15 protein-coding genes are annotated in these 20,600 nt (G+C 60.7%); 8 read left to right on the forward strand and 7 right to left on the reverse strand.

What is annotated here, in order from left to right; genetic code table 11:
* Nucleotides 1–5 precede the first annotated feature (5 nt).
* From U5A65_RS23535 to U5A65_RS23560, 6 genes are read left to right on the forward strand one after another with little or no spacing between them, the layout of a single operon-like run.
* Entirely contained in the window at nucleotides 6–935 is a 930-nt protein-coding gene (locus U5A65_RS23535) for a glycosyltransferase family 2 protein (protein WP_415765563.1), read from the forward strand.
* A gap of 58 nt (nucleotides 936–993) precedes the next feature.
* A complete protein-coding gene (locus U5A65_RS23540) occupies nucleotides 994–1,776 on the forward strand; it encodes an ABC transporter permease (RefSeq protein WP_321947694.1) in 783 nt (260 codons plus the stop codon).
* A gap of 9 nt (nucleotides 1,777–1,785) precedes the next feature.
* The gene (locus U5A65_RS23545) at nucleotides 1,786–2,535 is read left to right on the forward strand and encodes an ABC transporter ATP-binding protein (protein ID WP_321947696.1); all 750 of its coding nucleotides are present in this window, start codon (nucleotides 1,786–1,788) and stop codon (nucleotides 2,533–2,535) included.
* A 1-nt stretch (nucleotide 2,536) separates the two neighbouring features.
* A complete protein-coding gene (locus tag U5A65_RS23550) occupies nucleotides 2,537–4,429 on the forward strand; it encodes a glycosyltransferase family 2 protein (protein ID WP_321947697.1) in 1,893 nt (630 codons plus the stop codon).
* 32 nt (nucleotides 4,430–4,461) lie between these two features.
* Complete coding sequence (locus tag U5A65_RS23555) at nucleotides 4,462–7,872, forward strand: glycosyltransferase (protein ID WP_321947699.1); 3,411 nt, start codon at nucleotides 4,462–4,464, stop codon at nucleotides 7,870–7,872.
* A 2-nt stretch (nucleotides 7,873–7,874) separates the two neighbouring features.
* The gene (locus U5A65_RS23560) at nucleotides 7,875–9,818 is read left to right on the forward strand and encodes a glycosyltransferase family 9 protein (protein ID WP_321947701.1); all 1,944 of its coding nucleotides are present in this window, start codon (nucleotides 7,875–7,877) and stop codon (nucleotides 9,816–9,818) included.
* Between the two features lie 195 nt (nucleotides 9,819–10,013).
* On the opposite strand, the gene U5A65_RS23565 is transcribed toward U5A65_RS23560, so the two are convergent.
* From U5A65_RS23565 to U5A65_RS23595, 7 genes are all read right to left on the reverse strand, one after another.
* The gene (locus U5A65_RS23565) at nucleotides 10,014–10,442 is read right to left on the reverse strand and encodes a GtrA family protein (RefSeq protein ID WP_321947703.1); all 429 of its coding nucleotides are present in this window, start codon (nucleotides 10,440–10,442) and stop codon (nucleotides 10,014–10,016) included.
* Nucleotides 10,439–11,722, reverse strand: coding sequence for an NAD(P)/FAD-dependent oxidoreductase (locus U5A65_RS23570; protein ID WP_321947705.1), 1,284 nt, complete (start codon nucleotides 11,720–11,722; stop codon nucleotides 10,439–10,441). Before U5A65_RS23570 ends, U5A65_RS23565 begins: the two co-directional genes overlap by 4 nt.
* A 6-nt stretch (nucleotides 11,723–11,728) precedes the next feature.
* On the reverse strand, nucleotides 11,729–12,667 hold the full coding sequence (locus tag U5A65_RS23575; protein WP_321947707.1) for an NAD(P)-dependent oxidoreductase: 939 nt from the start codon (nucleotides 12,665–12,667) through the stop codon (nucleotides 11,729–11,731).
* Between the two features lie 109 nt (nucleotides 12,668–12,776).
* Complete coding sequence (locus U5A65_RS23580) at nucleotides 12,777–14,447, reverse strand: hypothetical protein (protein WP_321947709.1); 1,671 nt, start codon at nucleotides 14,445–14,447, stop codon at nucleotides 12,777–12,779.
* An 11-nt stretch (nucleotides 14,448–14,458) separates the two neighbouring features.
* Nucleotides 14,459–15,199 (reverse strand): SDR family oxidoreductase, encoded by a 741-nt coding sequence (locus U5A65_RS23585; RefSeq protein WP_321947711.1) that lies wholly within the window; start codon nucleotides 15,197–15,199, stop codon nucleotides 14,459–14,461.
* Complete coding sequence (locus U5A65_RS23590) at nucleotides 15,196–16,512, reverse strand: FAD-binding oxidoreductase (RefSeq protein ID WP_321947713.1); 1,317 nt, start codon at nucleotides 16,510–16,512, stop codon at nucleotides 15,196–15,198. The genes U5A65_RS23585 and U5A65_RS23590 overlap by 4 nt, the downstream gene beginning before the upstream one ends.
* A gap of 3 nt (nucleotides 16,513–16,515) precedes the next feature.
* Nucleotides 16,516–17,940 carry a UbiA family prenyltransferase gene (locus tag U5A65_RS23595; protein WP_321947715.1) on the reverse strand — a complete coding sequence of 475 codons (1,425 nt, stop codon included), beginning with the start codon at nucleotides 17,938–17,940 and terminating at the stop codon, nucleotides 16,516–16,518.
* Between the two features lie 854 nt (nucleotides 17,941–18,794).
* On the opposite strand from U5A65_RS23595, the gene U5A65_RS23600 reads away from it, so the two are divergent.
* Both U5A65_RS23600 and U5A65_RS23605 read left to right on the forward strand, forming a co-directional pair.
* On the forward strand, nucleotides 18,795–19,640 hold the full coding sequence (locus U5A65_RS23600) for a glycosyltransferase family 2 protein (protein ID WP_321947718.1): 846 nt from the start codon (nucleotides 18,795–18,797) through the stop codon (nucleotides 19,638–19,640).
* Nucleotides 19,637–20,593, forward strand: a complete 957-nt coding sequence (locus U5A65_RS23605; RefSeq protein WP_321947720.1) for an NAD-dependent epimerase/dehydratase family protein — start codon at nucleotides 19,637–19,639, stop codon at nucleotides 20,591–20,593. The genes U5A65_RS23600 and U5A65_RS23605 overlap by 4 nt, the downstream gene beginning before the upstream one ends.
* The last annotated feature ends 7 nt before the right edge of the window (nucleotides 20,594–20,600 follow it).

Raw genomic sequence — 20,600 nt, forward strand, 5'->3', positions numbered from 1 at the left:
CGTGGATCGTTACGTACGTTGGCTGGCGAAGTAACGTGTCGACGGAGTTGCAACCAGGTATCGTCGTGGTGCTGTATCGACCCGACGAAGCGTGTATCGCGCGAGCCAATCGTCTGGCGGAGTTTGGCGAGTGCGTCGTGGTCGACAATACAGAGCGTGTACGCACTGCCGCAGAGTTGGGGCTGAAGCCGAACATCGCGTTTATTGCGAATGGCGCGAATCTCGGCATCGCGACCGCGCTCAATCAAGGGGTGGCGCACGTGCGTCGCGCCGGCTGTCGGTTCGTGCTGCTATTCGATCAGGATAGCGAGCCCTCGGAGCAGTTGCTGCGCGAGCTACCGGCCACCCTGTCGCGCGAGGTCGAAGCGGGGCGCCGTGTCGCGTTGATTGGGCCAGCTTACGAAGATATTCGCCTTGGCGGCATAGCGCCTTTCGTGCGCTTCGGGTTTCCCGCTTTGCGCCGTATCGAAGCCGACGGCGCGCAGCTGATCGACGTGGACTTTCTGATCACCTCGGGCTCGTGCGTCAATCTCGATGCGTGGCCAGTGATCGGCGCGATGGACGATTCGCTATTCATCGATTTCGTTGATCTCGAATGGTGCATTCGCGCGCGCGCTGCCGGCTATCGCGTTGCGGGTGCACCGTGGTTGCGTCTGGCGCACGAACTGGGTGGCGAGCCGGTGAATATCATGGGGCGAAGCTACCCGAGCCATTCACCGATTCGGCATTACTACATGTTCAGAAATGCCGTCGCGCTGATGAAGAGGCGGTACGTGCCCTGGAGGTGGAAGGCGAATGAATTGCTGAAGATGCCGTTTCGCCTCGCCATTTATGGCATCTGGCTCAAGCCGCGGCGACGTCATCTCGAAATGGCATTTCTTGGCCTATGGCACGGGTTGACGGGGCGCAGCGGCCCGCTCGATTCCGTGCAATGAAACAAGCAACGCGAAGTAAACGTGATTTCGCGAGCAATGCAATCCCTCGACTACAGCTATGTTCAAACTAATATTTGCAGACTTGAAGCAGAGTGTCGCGTCCTATCGGTTGTGGACGCTGCTAGGCTGGCTCGAAATCCGGCAACGCTACGCGCGCTCGCGAGTGGGGCCCTTCTGGCTGACCATCAGTATGGGCGTCATGATCGGCTCGATCGGCGTGGTGTACGGGTCCCTGTTCGGCCAGAAGATGAGCGACTATCTGCCGTTTCTGGCGATCAGCCTCGTGATGTGGACGATGTTCGCGCAGACGGTGCAGGAAGGCAGCATCGCCTATATCAATAGCGCAACCTACATTCGCCAGGCAGCCACGCCGAAGCTGATCTACGTCTTCCAGGTCATGTGGCGCAACCTTGTCATCCTTGCGCACAACTTCATCATCGTGCTGTTGCTGCTCGTGATCTTTGGCGTGAAGAACTGGGCCGCGCTGCCAATCTTCGTGCCGGCGCTGCTGCTCTATCTCGCCAACGCACTTTGGGTCGCGATGCTGGCCGGTTTGCTCTCGGCGCGTTTCCGCGATCTTCCACAGATCATCGCCGCACTCATCCAGATTGCGTTTTATGTCACGCCGATCATTTACCGCCCCGATTCGCTGAAGCGGTTTTCGTTCATCGTCGATCTGAATCCGCTTGCCCACCTGGTCGAGTTGGTCCGTGCGCCACTGATCGGGCAGTTCCCGTCGCTCACGACGTGGCTAGTCGCGATCGGCCTTGCCGTGGTCGGGTGGACGCTTGCGCTGGCGATGACCGGCCGATATCTCAAACGCATTCCGTATTGGGTCTAGGAGAGCACGATGGCATTTATTGAATTGAAAGGTGCGAGTCTGGACCTGCCTATCTACGACGTCCAGGGTCGGTCGCTCAAGAAGCAGGTGCTTCGCATGGGTCGCCGCAACACGATCGCCGAGGACAGCGATGGCGTGGTCGTCGTAAAGGCGCTCGACAATGTGGATCTGCGCTTCGAAGCGGGTGACCGCATCGGTCTGATCGGCAGAAACGGCGCCGGCAAGTCGACGCTGCTTCGTACTATGGCGGGCATTTACTCGCCGACTCGCGGTACGGTCGAGAGCAACGGAAAGATCGTGCCGCTGCTCGATATCAGCCTCGGCATGGACGACAATTCGACCGGCATGCAGAACATCCGGCTGCGTGGTTTGCTTCTCGGCATGACCGATGCCGAAATCAAGGAAAAGACCGAAAGCATCGTCCAGTTCTGCGAGCTGGGCGACTACCTCGATCTGCCGTTGCGTACGTATTCGAGCGGTATGCGTGTTCGTCTCGCATTCGCCGTGTCGACGGCGGTCGACGCCGAAATTCTCTTGCTCGACGAAGTGATGGGCGTCGGCGACGCATCATTCATGCACAAGGCGCAGGAGCGCCTGCGCGATTTGCACAGCCGCGCCGAGATCGTCGTGCTTGCCATGCACGCGAATTCGGAGATTCGCCGCGTGTGCAACAAGGCGCTGTGGATGGATGGCGGCCGCGTGCGTGCATTTGGCCCAGTGGAAGAAGTCGTCGCCGCGTACGAGCAGCAGGTCGGCTGAGATGCGCTGGAGTTCGGTGCCAGGTTTCGCATGCCGTGCCTTGCGCGCAGCCCGTCAGGCCGTGCGCTCGCGCGGCGGCGTCCTGCCGGTTGCGCGGGCAGCGATGGCGGTGATTCGCCGCCAGGGTCGAGCAGGTCTGCGCAGCCTTCTCGCGCGTGCCGCCAATGCCGATGACTACGGCGCATGGATTGCCCGATTCGACACAATCGACGATGTCAGCCGCGCGTCGCTTCGTGAGAAGGTTGCCCGGTTCGCGACTCGTCCGCGTATCTCCATCGTCGTGCCGGTGTTCAACCCGCAGCCTGAACATCTGCGGGAAATGCTCGACTCCGTGCTGGCGCAGATCTATCCCGACTGGGAGCTGTGCCTCTGTGATGACGCATCCACCGAGCCTCACGTGGCGCAAATCCTTGCGCAGTACGCTGCTGCCGATGCTCGCATCAAGACCGTGCGCCGGGCACGCAACGGTCACATTTGCGAGGCGAGTAACGATGCGCTTAGGCTGGCAACGGGCGCTTATGTTGCGCTCCTCGATCACGACGACCGGCTCGCGGAGCACGCGCTCTACATGGTCGCGCAGTATCTGCAGTTGCATCCCGATGCAAAGCTGATCTACAGCGACGAGGATAAGCTGACGCCGGGCGGCGAGCGGATCGAGCCGTATTTCAAGCCGGACTGGGATCCAGTGCTCATGCTCGGCCAGAACATGTTTTCGCACCTCGGCGTGTTTGACACGGCATTGGTGCGCGCGGTCGGCGGTTTCCGCGCGGGCTTCGAAGGCAGTCAGGATCATGACCTCGTATTGCGTTGCGCCGAAAAAGTGCCTGAAAGCGCAATCGTTCATATTCCCCATGTGCTCTATCACTGGCGCATCAGCGAGCAAAGCACGGCACGCGAGGTGGCGGCGAAGCCTTACGTTCGAGAGGCCGCAAAGCGAGCAGTGAGCGAGCACCTGCAGAGAACCGGGCGCGTCGCCGATGTAGACTGGTTGCGCGCATCGTCGTCCATGCTGCGAGTGATTTTTCCGGTACCGGAGCCACAACCGCTGGTGTCGGTCATCATCCCGACGCGCGATAAGCCGGAACTGCTCGCGCAATGTGTCGACGGTCTGGTGCAGCGGACCCGTTATGCAAATATTGAGATCCTGATCGTCGATAATGGCTCTACCGATGCGCGCGCGCTGACATTGCTGGCAGGATACGCAGCGATGCAAAATTGTCGCGTGATACGCGACGATTCGCCCTTCAACTACTCCGCGCTTAACAACAAGGCGGCGGCACTGGCGCGCGGCAGCGTACTTTGCCTATTGAACAACGATATCGACGCGCGAGATCCCGAATGGCTCTCGATCTTGTGCGGCTATGCCTTGCAGCCGGGTATCGGCGCGGTGGGCGCAGCGCTCTGGTATCCGAACGAACGGCTGCAGCATGGCGGCGTCGCGCTCGCGGGCGACGCCGTCGCGGGCCATTGTCATCACATGCTCGGCCGCGACGAAGCCGGCTATTTCGGCCGTGCACTGCTCGCGCAGCGGGTAGCGGCGGTGACGGGCGCATGCCTCGTGGTGAGCAAGGCGCTGTTCGATCAGGTCGGTGGACTTGATGCGGGGAACCTGGGCGTTGCCTACAACGATGTTGATCTATGTTTGAAATTGAATGCGCAAGGTCGTCGTAACGTCTATGTACCTTACGCCAGCCTTTATCATCACGAGTCCGCATCGCGAGGGACCGACCAGACCGGCGAGCGCGCCGCCAGATTGAACCGGGAGGCATCCTGGATGAAGCAGCGGTGGGGGGACGTCCTGGTGCGCGATCCCGCATACAACCCGAATCTCGAAATCGATGGCGGACAATTCTTCCGTCTATCGGCATCGCCGCGCATAGGCCAATTCGATTAGCATCTATTTAGCGAAAATTCAACGAAGGAATCATGAAATTCACCGGCGAACGCTTTGTGCCAGAACAGACAGGCAACATTGAGCTCGAACACGTGCACCGGTATCTTTGTGCCGCTGAGCTATGCGAAGGTAAAAACGTCCTGGATATCGCCTGCGGCGAAGGCTATGGGGCGTCCCTGCTTGCACGCAATGCGGCTTCCGTGATTGGGGTCGATATCGCACGGGAAGCGATCGACCACGCGTCGCGTCAACATGCCGGTGCCAACCTCGAATACCGCGTAGGCTCGGCGGAGAAAATTCCCGTCGCGGACGCGTCCATTGATGTCGTGGTGAGCTTCGAAACGATCGAGCACCACGATCAGCAAAATGAAATGATGGCCGAGCTTCGGCGCGTCATGCGACCGGGCGGCGTACTCGTCATGTCGAGCCCGGACCGCGTCGTCTACTCCGAACTGCCGGGCTTTCATAATCCGTATCACGTTAAGGAATTGACTCGCGAGGAGTTTCAGGCGCTGCTGCATGCATCGTTCAGGCACGTCGCCATCTACGGCCAGCGCGTGGTTTATGCCTCGGCGTTGTTGTCGGAGCAGGACGGGCGCATCGAAAGCTTCCGCAAGGCTCAGGGTACCGTCGAGCGTGGCACGGGTATCGTCGCGCCGATGTATCTCATCGCCGTGGCGTCCGATGGCGATTTGCCCGTGTTGGCCTCCGGTGTCTTCGAAACCGATATCGGCGAGTCCGACGTCGTTACTGGTCTCAAGGCGGCGATCGCGGCGCGCGATCACGAGATCTTCGAGTTCCGCGAAGGGCGTACCGCGCTCGAGGCTGCGTTTCAGCAGGTGCGGGGGGCTGAAGAAGAAGCTCGTGCAGCGCGTGTTCGCACCGAGGAAGCGCTGCAAGGCGCCAATGCGCTTCTCGAAATGCAGGCCGAGCAACTGGAAAGCGCCAACTCAACTGTCGACACGCTGCGCAGCGCGGCTCGCGCACAACGAACGGAGTTGACACGTTGGCAGGCCGAGAAGCAGGAATTCGAAGCCACGATCAACCGGCTCGGCGCATCGGTGGAGCAGCTCAATGCGTCCGTGCACGCTTATCGCACGTCGTTCAGCTGGCGCGTGACCGCGCCGGTGCGCATCGCGAGCCGTGTGGCCCGGCGCGGTCGCAACGTCGTTCGCGCGCTGTCGAGACTGATGACCTCGCCGAATAGGCCCGCGTTTGCGCCCATCCACGAAATAGAGTCAACGGGCGATGGTGGTTTCGTGTCCACGGGGGCCGATCCGCAAGTCGCCGTCGCGCCCCATTGGACGGGACTGCGTCCGGGCTGGGCCGTGCTTACCGTCGAGATGGATTCTACCGAGCCAAGCCTGAATCCGGTTCTCTACGCGTTTCATGGTGCAGACGGCGCACAGGTTGCCTCATATGCCATGCCTGGGTATGGCAAAGGGCGCGAAAAGCGTCTGATCGTGCTGCCTCCGGAAGTGCGTTCGCTGCGTTTCGATCCCACCGATCGTCGCGATGTTCGCTTTCATCTGAAAGACGTTTCCGTACGCAACGTCGGCACGCTGGGGCTCGTGCGCGAGGGTTACGCGGCGCTGTCGCCGGCGCAACGCACTGGAGTCTGGCGTGCCTTGTTCCGCGGAAAGCTGAATCAGGCGAAAACGCTGGTGCGTTCCGGTATTGTCGGCAAATACGACAAGGGAGAATACCGCGCGTGGGTGGAGACGTACGATACGCTCACCCCTGAGGATCTTGTGCGCTTGCGTCAGCTTGGCGAAGAACTGCCGAACAAGCCGCTTGTATCCGTGTTGATGCCCGTCTACAACACACGCCCGAAGTATTTGCGCAAGGCCCTCGACAGTGTCATTGCGCAGACGTATCCGCATTGGGAACTGTGTATTGCCGACGATGCCTCGCCGAATCCGGAAATTCGCACGGTGCTGGAAGAATACATGCGCAAGGACCCGAGAATCCGGGTCGTTTTCCGTGAAAAGAACGGGCATATTTCTGCGTCGAGCAATTCGGCTCTCGAGATCGTCAAGGGCGAATTCGTTGCGCTGATGGACCACGACGACGCCATCCCGGCCCATACGCTGTTCATGGTGGCGGACGAGATCAATCGTTACCCCGACGTCGACCTGATTTATACCGACGAGGACAAGGTCGACGAAAACGACCAGCGTCACGATCCGCACTTCAAGACCGACTGGAATCGTGAGTTGTTTTATTCGCAGAATTTCATTGCGCACCTTGGCGTGTACAGAACGTCGATTGCGCGCCAGATCGGTGGCTTCCGCGTGGGCTTCGAAGGTAGTCAGGACTACGATTTTGCGTTGCGCTTCCTCAAGCATACGGATGGCAGTCGTATCCGCCATATTCCGCACGTGCTCTACCACTGGCGCATTTTCCCTGGCGTGACCAGCTTCTCGACGGACAATCCCGATGCATCGGTCGAGACCGCGCGTCGTGCAATGCTGGAGTACTTTGCCGACGTCGAGCCGACGTCGGAAGTCGTCGGGATCGACAGTTTCCCGGGATGGTGGCGCATCAAGCGTCGACAACCCGCCGAGTTGCCGCGTGTTTCGCTCATTGTGCCGACCCGTGACCGGCTGGGCGTGCTGCGCGCCGCAGTCGATGGGCTGATGCACGAAACGAACTACGGGAACCTCGAAATCATCGTGGTCGACAACGACAGCGAGGAAGCCGAGACGCTTGAGTATTTCGAGGAAATCAAGCGCGACTCACGCGTGAAGGTGCTGCCTGTCCCGGGCGTGTTCAATTTTTCGGCGCTGAACAACGCAGCGGTCGCTGTCGCGACGGGCTCGGTCATTGGTTTCATCAACAACGATATCGAGATCATCCATCCCGACTGGCTGCTGGAGATGGTGACGCAACTGAGTCAGCCGAATGTCGGCGCGGTCGGCGCGAAGCTCTATTACGCCAACGACACGATCCAGCACGCCGGCGTGGTGCTCGGTCTGTACGGTGTGGCTGCGCACGGACATCGCCATTTCCCGCGCAATACGATCGGCTATTTTGGTCGGCCGATGCTCGTGCAGAACATGACTGCCGTGACGGCGGCCTGCATGCTGGTTCGTAAGGACGTATTCGAGCGCGTCGGCGGCTACGACGCAGTCAATCTGACTGTGGGCTATAACGACGTCGATCTATGCCTGAAGATTCGCGAAGTTGGCTACGACATCGTGTACACCCCGTTTGCGGAGTTGTATCACCTCGAGTCGATTTCGCGAGGTGCGAACCTTTCGGCTGCGCAGATCGAGCGTGATGCTCGCGAGCGTGCGTACATGTTGTCCCGTTGGGGCGACGTCATCGCTCATGACCCTTTTTATAGCCCGAATCTAACGATCGCTGGCGAAAACTACGGTCTCGCCTTTCCCCCGCGCGTAGTGAAGCGCTGGAAGCCAGCCAATACGCAGGTGAGATAGACATGAAAGCAAGTGCAAAACGCGATTTGAAGCGCATGATCAGACGTGCTGCGCCGGGCATTGCGGATCGCTTGAGCGTGGCCTTGCGTGCGGCGCGTGGCGCCGCGGTGCGCAATGCGGCCAGGTTCGGAAACCTGATCGCGCATATTCATGACAGCCAGCGCGAGTTTGACGAGCGTGTGCGCATCGACATTGCGGATGTCGCGGCCCTCGCCGCCCGGTCGTCAATCGTGGTGGTTGGCACGGCTCCGTTCGACAACGTCGCGGTTGTCATTGACGAGCTTCGCAAGGAGAAGCTGGACGTTGCGGAGATTGTGGTCGTCGACGCGACCGCGGAACAGCCGCGTTTCGTAGCGATTCGCGATTCCGTCGAGTCTTGGCGGCGGCGCCTGCCGCTCACCCGCTTCAAGGTGGTGCCGTACTCGCCGCAGGACATTCGCTATGCCGATGCGCTTTCGCTGGGGTGGCATGAAGCGCAGCACGAGAACGTCTGGATCGTGGGTCGCTATGATGTGCCGCTCGATGGCTGTTTTACCTATTTGCTCAAGACTCAGATCGAGCAAAAGGGCAGCGCCGTGGTCGTCTCGGGCGCGGTGGCGCCGGATGCGAGCCTGCGCTCGACCACGGTCGACCCGCGCCCGGTGTGCGAGCAGGAAGCCGCGATTCTCGAGGCTGAGGAGAGCGCCGCCCTGCTGGCGCGCGCGATAGCCGAAAGGAAGCTTAAGCCGGCAAAATTGCCGTCGAGCCAGCCGGCAGTTGTCTTTTCAGAGGGCATTTTCGGTGGAGCGCGTGCGTTGCTGGCGGACGACGCCGGTCAATTGTTCGACACGCGCCTGTTGAGCAATCTCGCCGTCACCGCGCTCGCGCAAAGGCTGGCGGCGAAAGGCGTGCCGGTCGTGCGCAGCGGCTACGCGTATTCGCGCTCGATGCTGGAGAAACTCACCGATGGGGGGCCGCCTTGGGAGGCGATCTACGATTTGCGCCGGATCGCCGCCAAGCCGGCATCCGCGGGTCAAGACGAAAACGAAGTCATCGAGATCGTGTGCCCGTTCCATCGCGGAGACATGATCCTTGCCGTGCAAGTTGCCGCGAGTGTAGCCGCGTCTGGCAAGCGCGTTCGGCTCCATGTCGCGGAGCAACTCGTTTCCTGGGCCAGGGAGTTCGGCACGGGCATCCATGTCGAGTCAGTACCTGTTCCGGTTGCCGCTGCGGAGGATACTTACCGCGTGCTGCTCGAGGCCTTTCAATACGTTGCTTTGCGCCACGACGCAGCGCCCCGGATTGCCCGGTGCCATCCGAGCCGGAGCTTGTCGGATACCGGGCGCAATCTCGTCGAATACATGCTGGAAGAGGCGGGGCTGCCGCTGGAAACCCGACTGCCCAACCTGCAACCGGTCAGCACCGACGCTCAGCAACGTCGGGCACATGAAATCGTCGTGGGGATCGGCGAAGACACTGTCTTTGTGCACCCGCTCGGCGGTTGGAGTCTGAAGTCGATTCCTCCGCACACCATGGCCGGCCTGGCCGAGGAAGTTCATCGTGCGGGCTTAAAGCTCATTCAGATTGGCGCAGCCAGTGACCGACGCGTCGCGCATACCGATGGCGCGATACTCGAGAATTTCATGCCATCACAGTGGAAGGAGATTCTCGCCCTTGGCCGAGCGTTGATTTGTGTGGATTCCTGGACATCGCACTTCGCGGCGATCCTCGACATTCCGCAAATCTGCGTGTACGGCTCGACACATCCGGATCACGTGAGCTCCAAGCGCTGGTTTCGCGGCCAACTGAGTCCGTGCCTGAATCTCGGACCTATCGTCAATTGTTCGCCGTGCAATTCGTTGACCTGCGTTGCGTATCCGGAGCGCGACTACTGCACGGGTTATACGGTTGACCGGCTCGCGCTGCAAGAGTTCTTTGCGATGCTACCAGCCGTCAGTCCGAGCTAGCTCGCCGCAGCGGCCATGCCGTCGGGACTAGCGCTCCGTGACCGGAGCGCTGTGTGCCTGAATCGGCGGGAGATGGGCGAAGCGGCAAGGCAGAAAGCCGAACCGTGGATGGGGACGCTTTGCACGAGTCGCTGAAAGCGGAACCGGGCGATGACTTCTGCCGGGAGAGCGCCTTGTGAGTCGATCAGGCTGTGGCTATCGACGTTGAAACGTCCAGTGCTTGTGTCCCAGATAGCTTGTGAAGACCGGCACGGCGACGCCGAAAGCATGTGCCACTTCGCGTGCGTGCCATTGCAAACCCATGGCCGGAAAAACGTAGTAAGTCAGTACGATGCTGACGGCCCACGTTTGCAGGATGGCGATCAGATTCACGACGACGAAGAAGAAGACCGAACGATGCGTCGACTGCGTACTACCCTTGAAGACAAAGATTTTCGCAAGGACGTACGCCACGATCATGCCCGTGATATAGGCAACGACGATCGCCGCGGAGAACGGCATCCAGATGTTATAGAGGATGCGGCTACTCCAGTTGACTGCTGCCGCAAATCCTCCCGTTAGCAGAAAGAGCAAAAAGCTGCGAGAGAAAAAGGCCGAGCGCATCGTTTGCTTTAATTCGGTCATATCATTCTCGCCATCTTGCGCGACAGCCCGATACTCTCGGAAATACCGCGGTCTTCCGGATAGTAGTACGAGGTATCGGCCACGAGCAGACCCTTCACCGGCAACGGGATCGGCGGCAGGCGATCGAGATAGCCTGGCTCGCAGATCGGCTGCGCGAAGCGATAGCGGCTCGCACGTACGTCGATGAAGTCGTCCGGCGTGAGCGAGGGATTGATCTTCATGAGATAGCGTTTCACCTTGTCGATGAAAGCCGAATCTGGCTCCTGATATTTTGGGTGCTCTCCGGGCACATAGAACGGCACGTAGACGATGTGATCGTCGAGCGGGCGCAGGTTCGTGTACTCAACGATGCCCGGGATGTCCATCTCGGGATCGTTGGTGTTGAGCCAAAAGTTCTCGGTCACGCGTTTCTTGAGCTTCGCGATCACGCACACGACGGCAACGTTCTTCTTGCTTCTGAATGCTTCAAGAATGTCGGCGGGCAGATCGGGCATCACGCCTGGCACATAGGGCAGCGGAATCGTGCTGATCACCTTGTCGAATGCGTGGAATTCGCCGCAGGCCTCGATACCCTTGACCACACCGTTTTCCATTACCACTTTCTGCACCGCGGTGCCCAGCCGGAACTCGCCGCCGTTCGCCTCGATGTAGGCGCGCATGCCGTTGAGCAGCGTGTCGGAGCCGCCTTCGAGATAGCCCAGCTTCTCGCGGAAGAGGTCATAGCGCGAGCGCCCGATGCGGCGGATACGGCTCCAGATCCAGGCTGCGGAGAGGTTATCCGCGTAGGCGTAGAACTTGTAGTCGAACAGGCGGCGCCACAGCACTTCCCACGCCTCTTCGCCTATCCAGCGGCGAATCCAGCTCGTGGCCTCCACATGATCGAGCGGCCTCCAGTCGTTGCGCCTGGTCGAAAGAAACGCATGCAGACCGTAGCGGAACTTTGCCGCGAAGCTCAGGCCCTTGAACTTGAGCAGCGCGATCGGGTTCCCCCACGGCTGCACCTGGCCCTGATAGAAATAGCCCATCTTCGTTTCGCACCACTTCATCTTGTCCTCGATGCCGAGCTCACGCAGCACCTCGAAGAAGGCGTGATCCGAAATCGCGTGGAAGTGGTAGTAGCGTTCGATCGACAGGCCGCCGAAATCAAAACACGCGGCCATGCCGCCCACGCGGTCGTCGGCCTCGAAAATAATCGGCTTGCGACCGTCCTTGACCAGTTGGTAGGCGGCGCCCAGGCCCATTGGTCCCGCACCGAGTACGGCAATGCGATCTGCACTCATCTTTCTTCAGAACTCCAAGGCGATGTGGCTATAGGTGGGATCGTTGAACGTTTCGTCCATGGCCTTGGCGAACGGCGTGGCGCGAATGTCGAAAATGCCTTCCCAGTCGATCACCTCGAACTCGTCGCCCGCCGTCAGAGCCTTGAGCTGATCGGCCGTGAACGGCGGGTTCTTGTCGAACAGTGCATAGATTCTCAGCAGCACGTCAAACAGGCCATAAGGAATCCGCACGATTGCGCAGCGTGCCTTCGTGGCGCGCTTGATCTGGCGAATGATGTCGATGTAATCGACACGCTCGAGGCCGCTGATGTTGTACGCCTTACCCTTGATGCGCGACTCGATGCTGCTGATGATCACGTTGCAGAAGTCGCCCACGTAGAGTGGCTGGCGCATGTACTTGCCGCTGCCTGGAATCGGGAAGACCGGTACGCGATGCATGAAACGCGAGAGCCAGCCGAGATGCTTGCGGTCGAACCAACCGAACATCAGCGTCGGCCGCAGCACGACGCAGTCGACGCCCGATGCGACCACGATCTTTTCCTGTTCGCGTTTGGTTTCGGTGTACCAGTCTTCGGCCACGGAATTCACCACGGACGAACTGATGTGTACCGTGTGCGGAATCTTGTACTGCTTGATGGCGTCGAGCACGTGCCGCGTTGCCACGATGTTGTTGCGCACGAACGGGTCGCGGTTCGGCGCGCCGATCTGCGCTTGCAGCATCACCACGACGTCAGCGTCGTCGAAATGCTGTGCCCAGTCACCCGGCTCGGCCAGATCGGCGTAGATCGCCGTGATGTCCGGATGCACGCTGCTCAGGATGTCAAGGTTCGCCTTGAACTTGTCGAGCACGACGATGTTGGTGTAGCCGCGTGCCTTGAGCCGAGCGACCAGATTCTGTCCGACGAGTCCGGCCCCGCCGGGAAGAAGAACGCGAGTGTCTTTCATACGGATTCACTTGGAGAGCGGCGTTGCACTGAATGTCGTGTCGGCCGCCGAATTTATGTCTGGGCTCGCTGGATAGGTGGAACGTGCATTGAAAGCGGCCACTCGCGACTTAGTGAGGAACGGGGTACGAGCCTCGGAGCGCGCAGTAGGTGCCATTCACAGTGGCAGCGGTGATGTTGATCAGGTTTTCTGGCGGCCGGTGAGTGAACGCGATCCAGCCGCTGAAACGTGCGTTGTGGCCAAGTCGGGCCACGACGTCATCACGATCCCCGCCGGCGAGGCCAACCCCAACAGTTCGGCCGTCGGGCGCCGTGACGACGATATTCTGGGGCACGCGACGAGTCGACGGGTCATAGATCCAGCCATGAACAATGTACATGTCAGAGGTCTCCGAGCGTGATACACCATCCACATAGCCCTCGCAAGTCGAGCCAATGGAAATGCGCGGCGGCGGGGTGGCGTAGTCGCGCTGGTCGCCGGCGAAAATGGAGATGCGCGCTGCCCGGACTTCCGGAACGATCTCCGCGAGTCTGTCTGGAAACGGGTAGATGGGACGCGTAACCGCGAGGTCGTATATCTGCTCGCGAGTGGCGAGACCGCCAACCATGCGTTGCCACCGAAGGTTGTAGTCGGCGTGTAGCGCGAGTCTCTGTGCGACAGCGACAATTAGCATCGCACACACCGCGGCAGCGAGGATGGTTCGCTGCTTTGTCGAGCTTCTCGTGTTGAGCGCCGAAAATATAAGCATCGCCAGCCATCCGGTCAGCGACGCCGTCGTGTAGCGTGAAGCAAGTGCGGTATCGAGGCCCATCCAGAGGCGCCCGGATGCCGTCGCTGCGGCATTGAGCACGATGAAGATTGCAAAGGCGAGCAACGCAATTGCTGCTGGCGGCGTCGCACGAAGTCGAAGGGCGCGCAATGACCACAGGACGACAGCTGCCAGCATGAAGATTCCGCATACGTACGCACCAGGGGCACCAAGCCGCGTGCCGTCAGCCGGCGAGCCGAGATAAAGGAGAAGGTACCGGACGGCGTCAACTGGGTGAAGCAAAAGCGACTTGATGCCGCCATTGGTTGATATCGGAATCCAGTCGTGGAAGTAGGAGTACCAGACCGCAATGCCAACGAGTGTGATTGCGATCAATTTCCGTCCATTCAGGCGCAGATAGGCTGCTTGAATGAGCAAAACTGGAAAGACCAGCAAACCACTGGCCATGCTATATGCCGCAGCCGTTGCGCTGAGAATCGATAGAGCAAGCCAACCGGAAGCGTTTGGGTGCAATGGCTTGCCGCGCTCAAGAAAGTGGAATGCGAGCAAGGCGAACAAGTACACGGCGTACCACTGACTCTGGAAGCCCCAAGTCAAATTTTCTTGCTGAAGCCAGGAAAAGGTTAGGGCCGTCGTGACACCCGCGAGACCGACTTTGCTCCACAGAGACATCTTCGGCTGACTATGGAGAGCGACTTTGCAGAAGGTCAGACACAGCAATCCGGCGAGAACAAGGTTTGCGAGCAGTGAAAAAACATTTCGGCCACCAAAATATTGTACGTCGGTGAAGAAAATGAGCCGAGAGAACGTAAGCCGGTGTTCATTGTGTTGCTCAAAGAATGCTTGCCACGGATCATTGAGTGCGCGCACATAGAAGCCGACGGTTCCGTCCCATGAATCACCGAGCGGCACAGGAGTAAAGTGCCGCCACACGCCGAACGTCGTTGTTGCAATGGTCAATATCCCGATTACGAGAGCTAGTCCTGCGGTTTGCTTTTGGTATTTCATCATACTCTTTGTAGTCACAACGAAGCACGTTTGAAGAGAAACCGCGGCACGGACCGGATGATCAACATGATGAGCGACCAGAACCAGGGCGTGTAGAGAACGTCCCTGTTCTTCTCGATGGCGCGCGTGATGTCGGCGGCCACCTTGTCTGGGGTTACGACGAGCGGGCCGGGCAGTGGCAGGCCCGCAGTCATAGGGGTAGCGACAAAACCCGGCTTGATTGTGACGACATGCGCGCCCGCCTTGAAAAGGCGGGCGTTCAGACCCTCGCAGAATGCCGTGAGCGCGGCCTTCGCGCTGCCGTAGAGATAGTTCGACGGCCGGCCGCGATCGCCTGCTACAGACGAAATGACGGCGATCGTACCATGGCGCTGTGCCTCGACCAGATTCGCGATCGGCGTGAGCAGCCCGATAATCGACGTAACGTTGGTGTTGAATTCACGCATCGCCGCGGCAGCGTCGGCCTGGCACTGCGCTTGATCTGGGAGCGTACCGGGCGCGACGAGCGCGATATCGAGCGTGCCAAACTCGGCCTCGCAGCGCGCCAGCATGGCCGCGTGCTGGTCGACGTCATTAATGTCGAGTGCGTGGCACGTCGCCGCTTTGGCGCCGCGCGCGCGAAGGTCGTCGGCGACCTGCTGCAGCCGCTCTGCGCTGCGAGCTACGAGAAAAAAGCTCGCGCCTTGCGCAGCCCAACGACGGGCGCATGCAGTCGCGATGGCCGAGGTTGCACCGATGATCAGGATATTTTTCATGTTCGTGTCGTTCGTTCCCAAAACCGTGAAAGCATCGCCGGATCTCGAAGCGATTCCAGTTGCTGCCATTGCGGATACGCGGCCCTGAAATCCGCGCCGGACATGTGGGCGTCTTTCGCCGGATAGAGTCGGCCGCGCGCCTCGCGCACGATCGCGTCGAGACGCTCGAAAAGCCGCGCGTTTTGTGCGTCCCGCTGCGGAAAGTCGAGCGCGAGTGAGGTGCCCTCACGAGGGAACGACAGGAGCCCCGGCGAGGCGATATCGCCACAGCGCTTGAGCACGGCGAGAAAGGAGCCCGTTGCGCTCGTCGCAATGGCCTCGAGAATCTCGCGGATTGCATCGCGCGCGGCCTCGGGTGGCACGACGCACTGGTACTGCTGAAAGCCCTTGCGCCCGTAAATCCGGTTCCACTCGAGCAAACTGTCGAGCGGGTAGAAGTAAGCGTCGTAGCTCACTTTAGAGCGCCTCTCTCCGCTGCGCTGCCGGTGATAGTACGCGCCATTGAATGCGCGCAAAGTGAGCGAATTGAAGATCGGAACGGGCAGCGTCAGCGGCACCGTTCGCTTCTTGCGCCTGTCGACTTCGAGCCGTCCGCCTCTCGCGTGGTCGCCGACCATGAAGATGCCGCGTCCAAGCGTCGAGCCGCGGCTCTGGCAGTCCACCCATGCCACGCTGTACTCGTGCAGCGGGTCGAGGCGTTCGGAAAGCGCGAAGAATTCGTCGAGGTTCGAAAATCGAATGTTCGTCACGTCGATCAGGCTGGAGCGGATCGGCATGAGCTGGATTTCTGCCCAAAGGACCAGCCCCGTGAGGCCGAGTCCGCCGATCGTGGCCGCGTACAACTCCGCATGCGCGTCCGGTGCGCATTCGAGCAGCGCGCCATCGCTGCGCGCAAGTCCAAAGCGGCGCACATGGCGGCCAAACGTCCCGCGCACGTGGTGATTTTTGCCGTGGACGTCGTTGGCGATCGCGCCGCCCAGTGTCGCGTATTTAGTGCCGGGCGTGACCGGCAACATCCAGCCGCGCGGAATGGCGACCTCGAGAATCTGTTCGAGCGTGATGCCCGGCTCCGCGCGCAATACGCCGGTTGTCCAGTTGGCCGCGATCAGTCGGTCGAGTGGCAGGGTTTGCAGCACGTGGTCCGAGGCGGCAAGGCAACTGTCGCCGTAGCTGCGGCCGTTGCCAAATGCGAGCGCGTTGCCGTTTGCTTCGATCACTTCGCGCCAGGTCGCGACCGCGCGGTCGCGCCACCCGATTGCGTGTGCCTGTTGCGGGTGGGCGGGATAACGGCCCCAGGAATGTACCGTTCCCATCGTTCAGGTCGCTGCCCAGAAGACGAGGCAGCACAGGGCCATCACCGCAAGGCTTACACGATCGCGCGCGGCGAACACGATCGGGTCGTCGTGCATCTGGCCCCGGTGTGCAATGATCCATGTGCGGCTCACCCAATAGAGCAGCAAGGGACACGCGAGCCAGATGACCTGTGGGTGTCGGTAGAGATGCGCCGTGTTGCCGTCCTGGATATACATCGCGAGTACGAGTACCGAGAGGTACCCAGACGTTGTGCCGAGGGACGAGATGAGAGGCAGGTCGCTCGCGAGGTAGCCACGCCCGCGCGTTTTGGCGAGCCCGCGTGCCTGCATTGAATAGAGTTCGGCGTAGCGCTTCACGAGCGCGAGGCTCAGGAAGATGAACATCGAGAACGCGAGCAGCCAGAACGTGAGGTGACCGCCGATGGCGGCTGTTCCGGCAACGATGCGAGTGGTATACAGCATCGCCAGCACGACAACATCCACCATCACCTGGCGCTTGAGGTAGGTCGAGTACGCGAGAGTGAGCGCGTAGTAGCTGAGCAGGACGGCGGCGAAGCGCCATGGCAGGAAGAGCGCGGTGAGTACGAAGGCGCCAGCGAGCAGGACAGGAAAGAGGGCTATGCCCCAGGTGAGTGGCAGCGCGCCGGACGCCAGAGGGCGCTTGCGCTTGGTCGGATGGTGCCGATCGTCCTCGAGGTCGAGCATGTCGTTGAGTAGATACACGCTTGACGCACAGAGCCCGAAGGCGAGGAAGGCAATCAATGCTGCAACGATGAGTTCCGGATAGGCGAGCTTGTGTGCAGCAAGCAGTGGTACGAAGATCAGCAGGTTCTTCAGCCATTGATGCAGGCGCAACGACTTCGTACAGGTCTTCAGCGCCGGTGGCCGTGACTCGATCACGCGCTCGACATTGCCGATCTTGCGGGCAGCGCGCTCGACGCCGTTGGCCGGGTTCACCACATAAGCGCGCGCAGCGGACTGCCAGACCGCGATGTCGTCATGCGAATTGCCGGCGTAGTCGAAGTTTTTCTCGCCATATTCGGCCACGAGTTTGTCGCGTTTGCGGCGGGCCGAGAGATTGACACCGTCTGCGCTCGCGAAGGTCCGCTCGAAGAGGCCCAGGTGATCGGCAATCGCACGGGCGTAGCGCTCGTGGCTGGCGGTCGCCAGCACGAGGGGGCGCCCCGCTTCGCGCTCTTCCTTGAGCCAGTCGAGCACCTGCGCGTCGTAGGGCAGGACGGTGACGTCGACGTTGGTGTGTTCGGCCAGGCCGGCCTTGAGCGCCGGTTTGCCGCCGCGTGCGAGCCACATGAGCGGTCGGTAAAACCGCAGTGGTGCGGATTTGAAATAAGCGAATCCCGATTCGATTAATACATCCGATCGAATCAACGTGCCATCCAGGTCAACAACGAGTGGTCTGCTGCGCATACAGTCGGCCAGTTGGCAATTGGTTTGTTGAGCGTGGTTTATCTGGCGCGCACCTCGATTGATCCGAATTCTGCGCCGTTTTCAAGCCAGGAATTTTACCCGGAACTTGCGGCCGCGTTACCGGCGCGCCGTTGATATCTTGTGCGCCCGCGCACTGTTGACGTTTGCGCGGCAGATCATCGCTCTCCGGATCCAGGTCGAGGCACGAGATCCGGGCGTTGGGCGCCAGTGGTGTCTGCATCCAGTACGTTCCGGGCGCGATCGGCGATCGGCGACCATGATCGAAGAGACGTATTGTTGTCGGCCGGCTCGTAGAGTCATGTGCTGGCTGCGCGCCGATCAGCGGCGCGGCCGTGCTAATGCTGTCAATTTTACCGATGCGCCGGCGTTTTCGGAGATCACCCCTCCCGCACCGCATGCTCGCGCTGGTCCGGGGCAAAGTCGGGGAAGTCCTGCGGCCCACAGGTCTCAAAGAGGGAGCGGGACAGAAACGGTAAATCACTGCCGCGCAGGTCGCGGCGAAAATCGCGGCGCCGAGTGAAAGGACGACCGCCGGCCAGAAGCGGCTCCTTTTTGCCAGAGGTTTCAGATAGGGCAAATTATTCGCTGCGGTTGGTAAATGGGCTGCCGTCCAACGCTCGGTAAAATCGTACTATTTCCCAGGCGGATTTCAAATTCGCCAGCCGCACGCCGGCAACCGTCCGGCGACGCGGAATTTGACCTTGCACTGTCTCTCCCGCGTAACAAATAGAAAAGTCAGTTGCCGTAACTGCGCATTTTCAGCAAACTAATCGTTTTCAACCGACCCCGTTTAAACAGATGGCACAAACGGTGCCGAATCGTCGCGTTCCCAGATGACAGTCAGTGCGGTATCAAGCGTGGATCACGGCGTAGTGTCCGTATCGGTGGTCGTTTTTAACCCAGACCAGCAACTGCTCGCGCAAACATTTGCCAGTCTCGCCCAGGCGGGCGCCGTGCTGGCGCGCGCCGAGACAGGGACCTCGATTCACCTGTATCTGGTCGACAACGGCGGCCTGCCTGACATGCGCAGCAGCCTCGCCGAGCTGTCGGTAGCGGGCATCGAGTGCACGGTACTCGCGGGGCACGGCAACATCGGCTACGGGCGCGGCCACAACCTGGCAATCGAGCAGGCGTCGAGCCATTATCACCTCGTGCTCAATCCCGACGTGGATCTCGAGGCCGGCGCGCTGGTGGCGGCAATGGGGTTTCTTACGGCGCATCCGGAAGCGGGTTTGCTTGCCCCGGCCATCGTCGACGACGCAGGTCGATTGCAATATCTTTGCCGACAGTATCCAACCCTTATTGATCTATTCGTGCGCGGCTTCCTGCCCCACGCCGCGCGCCGACTTTTCGACGCACGCCTCGCTCGCTACGAGATGCGCGCGCAGATCAACGAGCGGGACACGATCTGGGATCCACCTATCGTGAGCGGCTGTTTCATGCTGTTTCGCACGAGCGTGCTCAAAAAGCTGGCGGGCTTCGATGCGCGCTATTTCCTCTACTTCGAGGACTACGATCTCAGCTTGCGTGCGCATGATGTCGCGCGTGTCGTCTATGCGCCTTCTGTGCGGGTGCTGCACCACGGCGGTGGCGCATCACGCAAAGGGCTGGCGCACATCCGGATGTTCCTCGCGTCGGCGTTCAAGTTCTATAACCGGTTCGGGTGGAAATGGCTTTGAGCCGCGTATTGGTAACGGGTGCGAATGGTCTCGTAGGGAGAGCGCTGTGTGCGGCGCTTTCGCGGCATGGCCACGACGTGACTGCGCTGCTGCGGCGCGGCGCCGTCGACGTGGATGCTGTGCATGAATGGCATCACGAGACGGCCGATTTTGTGGGACTTCAGGAGGCGTGGCCGAACGATTTGTCCCCCGATTGCGTTGTGCATCTGGCTGCGCGGGTCCACGTAATGCGTGACGACGCTCCCGATCCATTGGCGGCGTTCCATGCGACGAACGTCGAGGGCACCCTGCGCGTTGCGCGTGCTGCACTGGCCCGTGGGGCCCGGCGTATGGTATTCGTGAGCAGTATCAAGGCTGTGGCGGAAGTGGATGGTGGCGTTCCGCTGGCGGAATCGGTGCCGCCCATGCCGCTTGACCCGTACGGACTTTCGAAGCGGGCGGCGGAGGAGGCGCTCTGGCGTCTGGGCGAGGAAACAGGCCTGGAAGTCGTGGTTGTTCGGCCGCCGCTCGTTTATGGTCCCGGCGTCGGCGCCAATTTTTTGCAGATGATGGACGCGCTTTGGCGCGGTGTGCCGCTGCCGCTTGGTTCGGTGAACGCGCGGCGCAGTCTCGTGTACACCGAAAATCTGGCTGATGCGCTCATGCGTTGCGTCACCGACCCGCGAGCCGCCAACGCCTGCTTCCACGTGGCAGATGCGGACGACCTTACTGTTGCCCAGTTGCTGCGCGGCCTCGGCCGACACCTCTCGAAGCCCGCGCGCCTGATTCCCGTTCCGACTGGGTTGCTGCGTGCCGCCGGCGTACTGACCGGCCGCGCCGCACAACTGGAGCGTCTGACGTCCAGCCTGCAAGTCGACACGTCGCTGATTCACGAGCGGCTCGGCTGGCGGCCGCCGTTTGCGGTGGAGGAGGGGCTGGAAGCGACTGCTCGTTGGTATCGTGCGACGCACTGAATTCGCG

The organism is Paraburkholderia sp. J10-1 (assembly GCF_905220165.1).
In the GTDB taxonomy this organism is placed as follows: domain Bacteria; phylum Pseudomonadota; class Gammaproteobacteria; order Burkholderiales; family Burkholderiaceae; genus Paraburkholderia.

Coding starts and splice junctions, on each gene's coding strand:
- U5A65_RS23550 (WP_321947697.1), top strand. CDS start 2,537: ATGCGCTGGAGTTCGGTGCCAGGTTTCGCATGCCGTGCCTTGCGCGCA.
- U5A65_RS23555 (WP_321947699.1), top strand. CDS start 4,462: ATGAAATTCACCGGCGAACGCTTTGTGCCAGAACAGACAGGCAACATT.
- U5A65_RS23570 (WP_321947705.1), bottom strand. CDS start 11,722: ATGAGTGCAGATCGCATTGCCGTACTCGGTGCGGGACCAATGGGCCTG.
- U5A65_RS23540 (WP_321947694.1), top strand. CDS start 994: ATGTTCAAACTAATATTTGCAGACTTGAAGCAGAGTGTCGCGTCCTAT.
- U5A65_RS23590 (WP_321947713.1), bottom strand. CDS start 16,512: ATGGGAACGGTACATTCCTGGGGCCGTTATCCCGCCCACCCGCAACAG.
- U5A65_RS23565 (WP_321947703.1), bottom strand. CDS start 10,442: ATGACCGAATTAAAGCAAACGATGCGCTCGGCCTTTTTCTCTCGCAGC.
- U5A65_RS23585 (WP_321947711.1), bottom strand. CDS start 15,199: ATGAAAAATATCCTGATCATCGGTGCAACCTCGGCCATCGCGACTGCA.
- U5A65_RS23580 (WP_321947709.1), bottom strand. CDS start 14,447: ATGATGAAATACCAAAAGCAAACCGCAGGACTAGCTCTCGTAATCGGG.
- U5A65_RS23545 (WP_321947696.1), top strand. CDS start 1,786: ATGGCATTTATTGAATTGAAAGGTGCGAGTCTGGACCTGCCTATCTAC.
- U5A65_RS23595 (WP_321947715.1), bottom strand. CDS start 17,940: ATGCGCAGCAGACCACTCGTTGTTGACCTGGATGGCACGTTGATTCGA.
- U5A65_RS23600 (WP_321947718.1), top strand. CDS start 18,795: ATGACAGTCAGTGCGGTATCAAGCGTGGATCACGGCGTAGTGTCCGTA.
- U5A65_RS23560 (WP_321947701.1), top strand. CDS start 7,875: ATGAAAGCAAGTGCAAAACGCGATTTGAAGCGCATGATCAGACGTGCT.
- U5A65_RS23575 (WP_321947707.1), bottom strand. CDS start 12,667: ATGAAAGACACTCGCGTTCTTCTTCCCGGCGGGGCCGGACTCGTCGGA.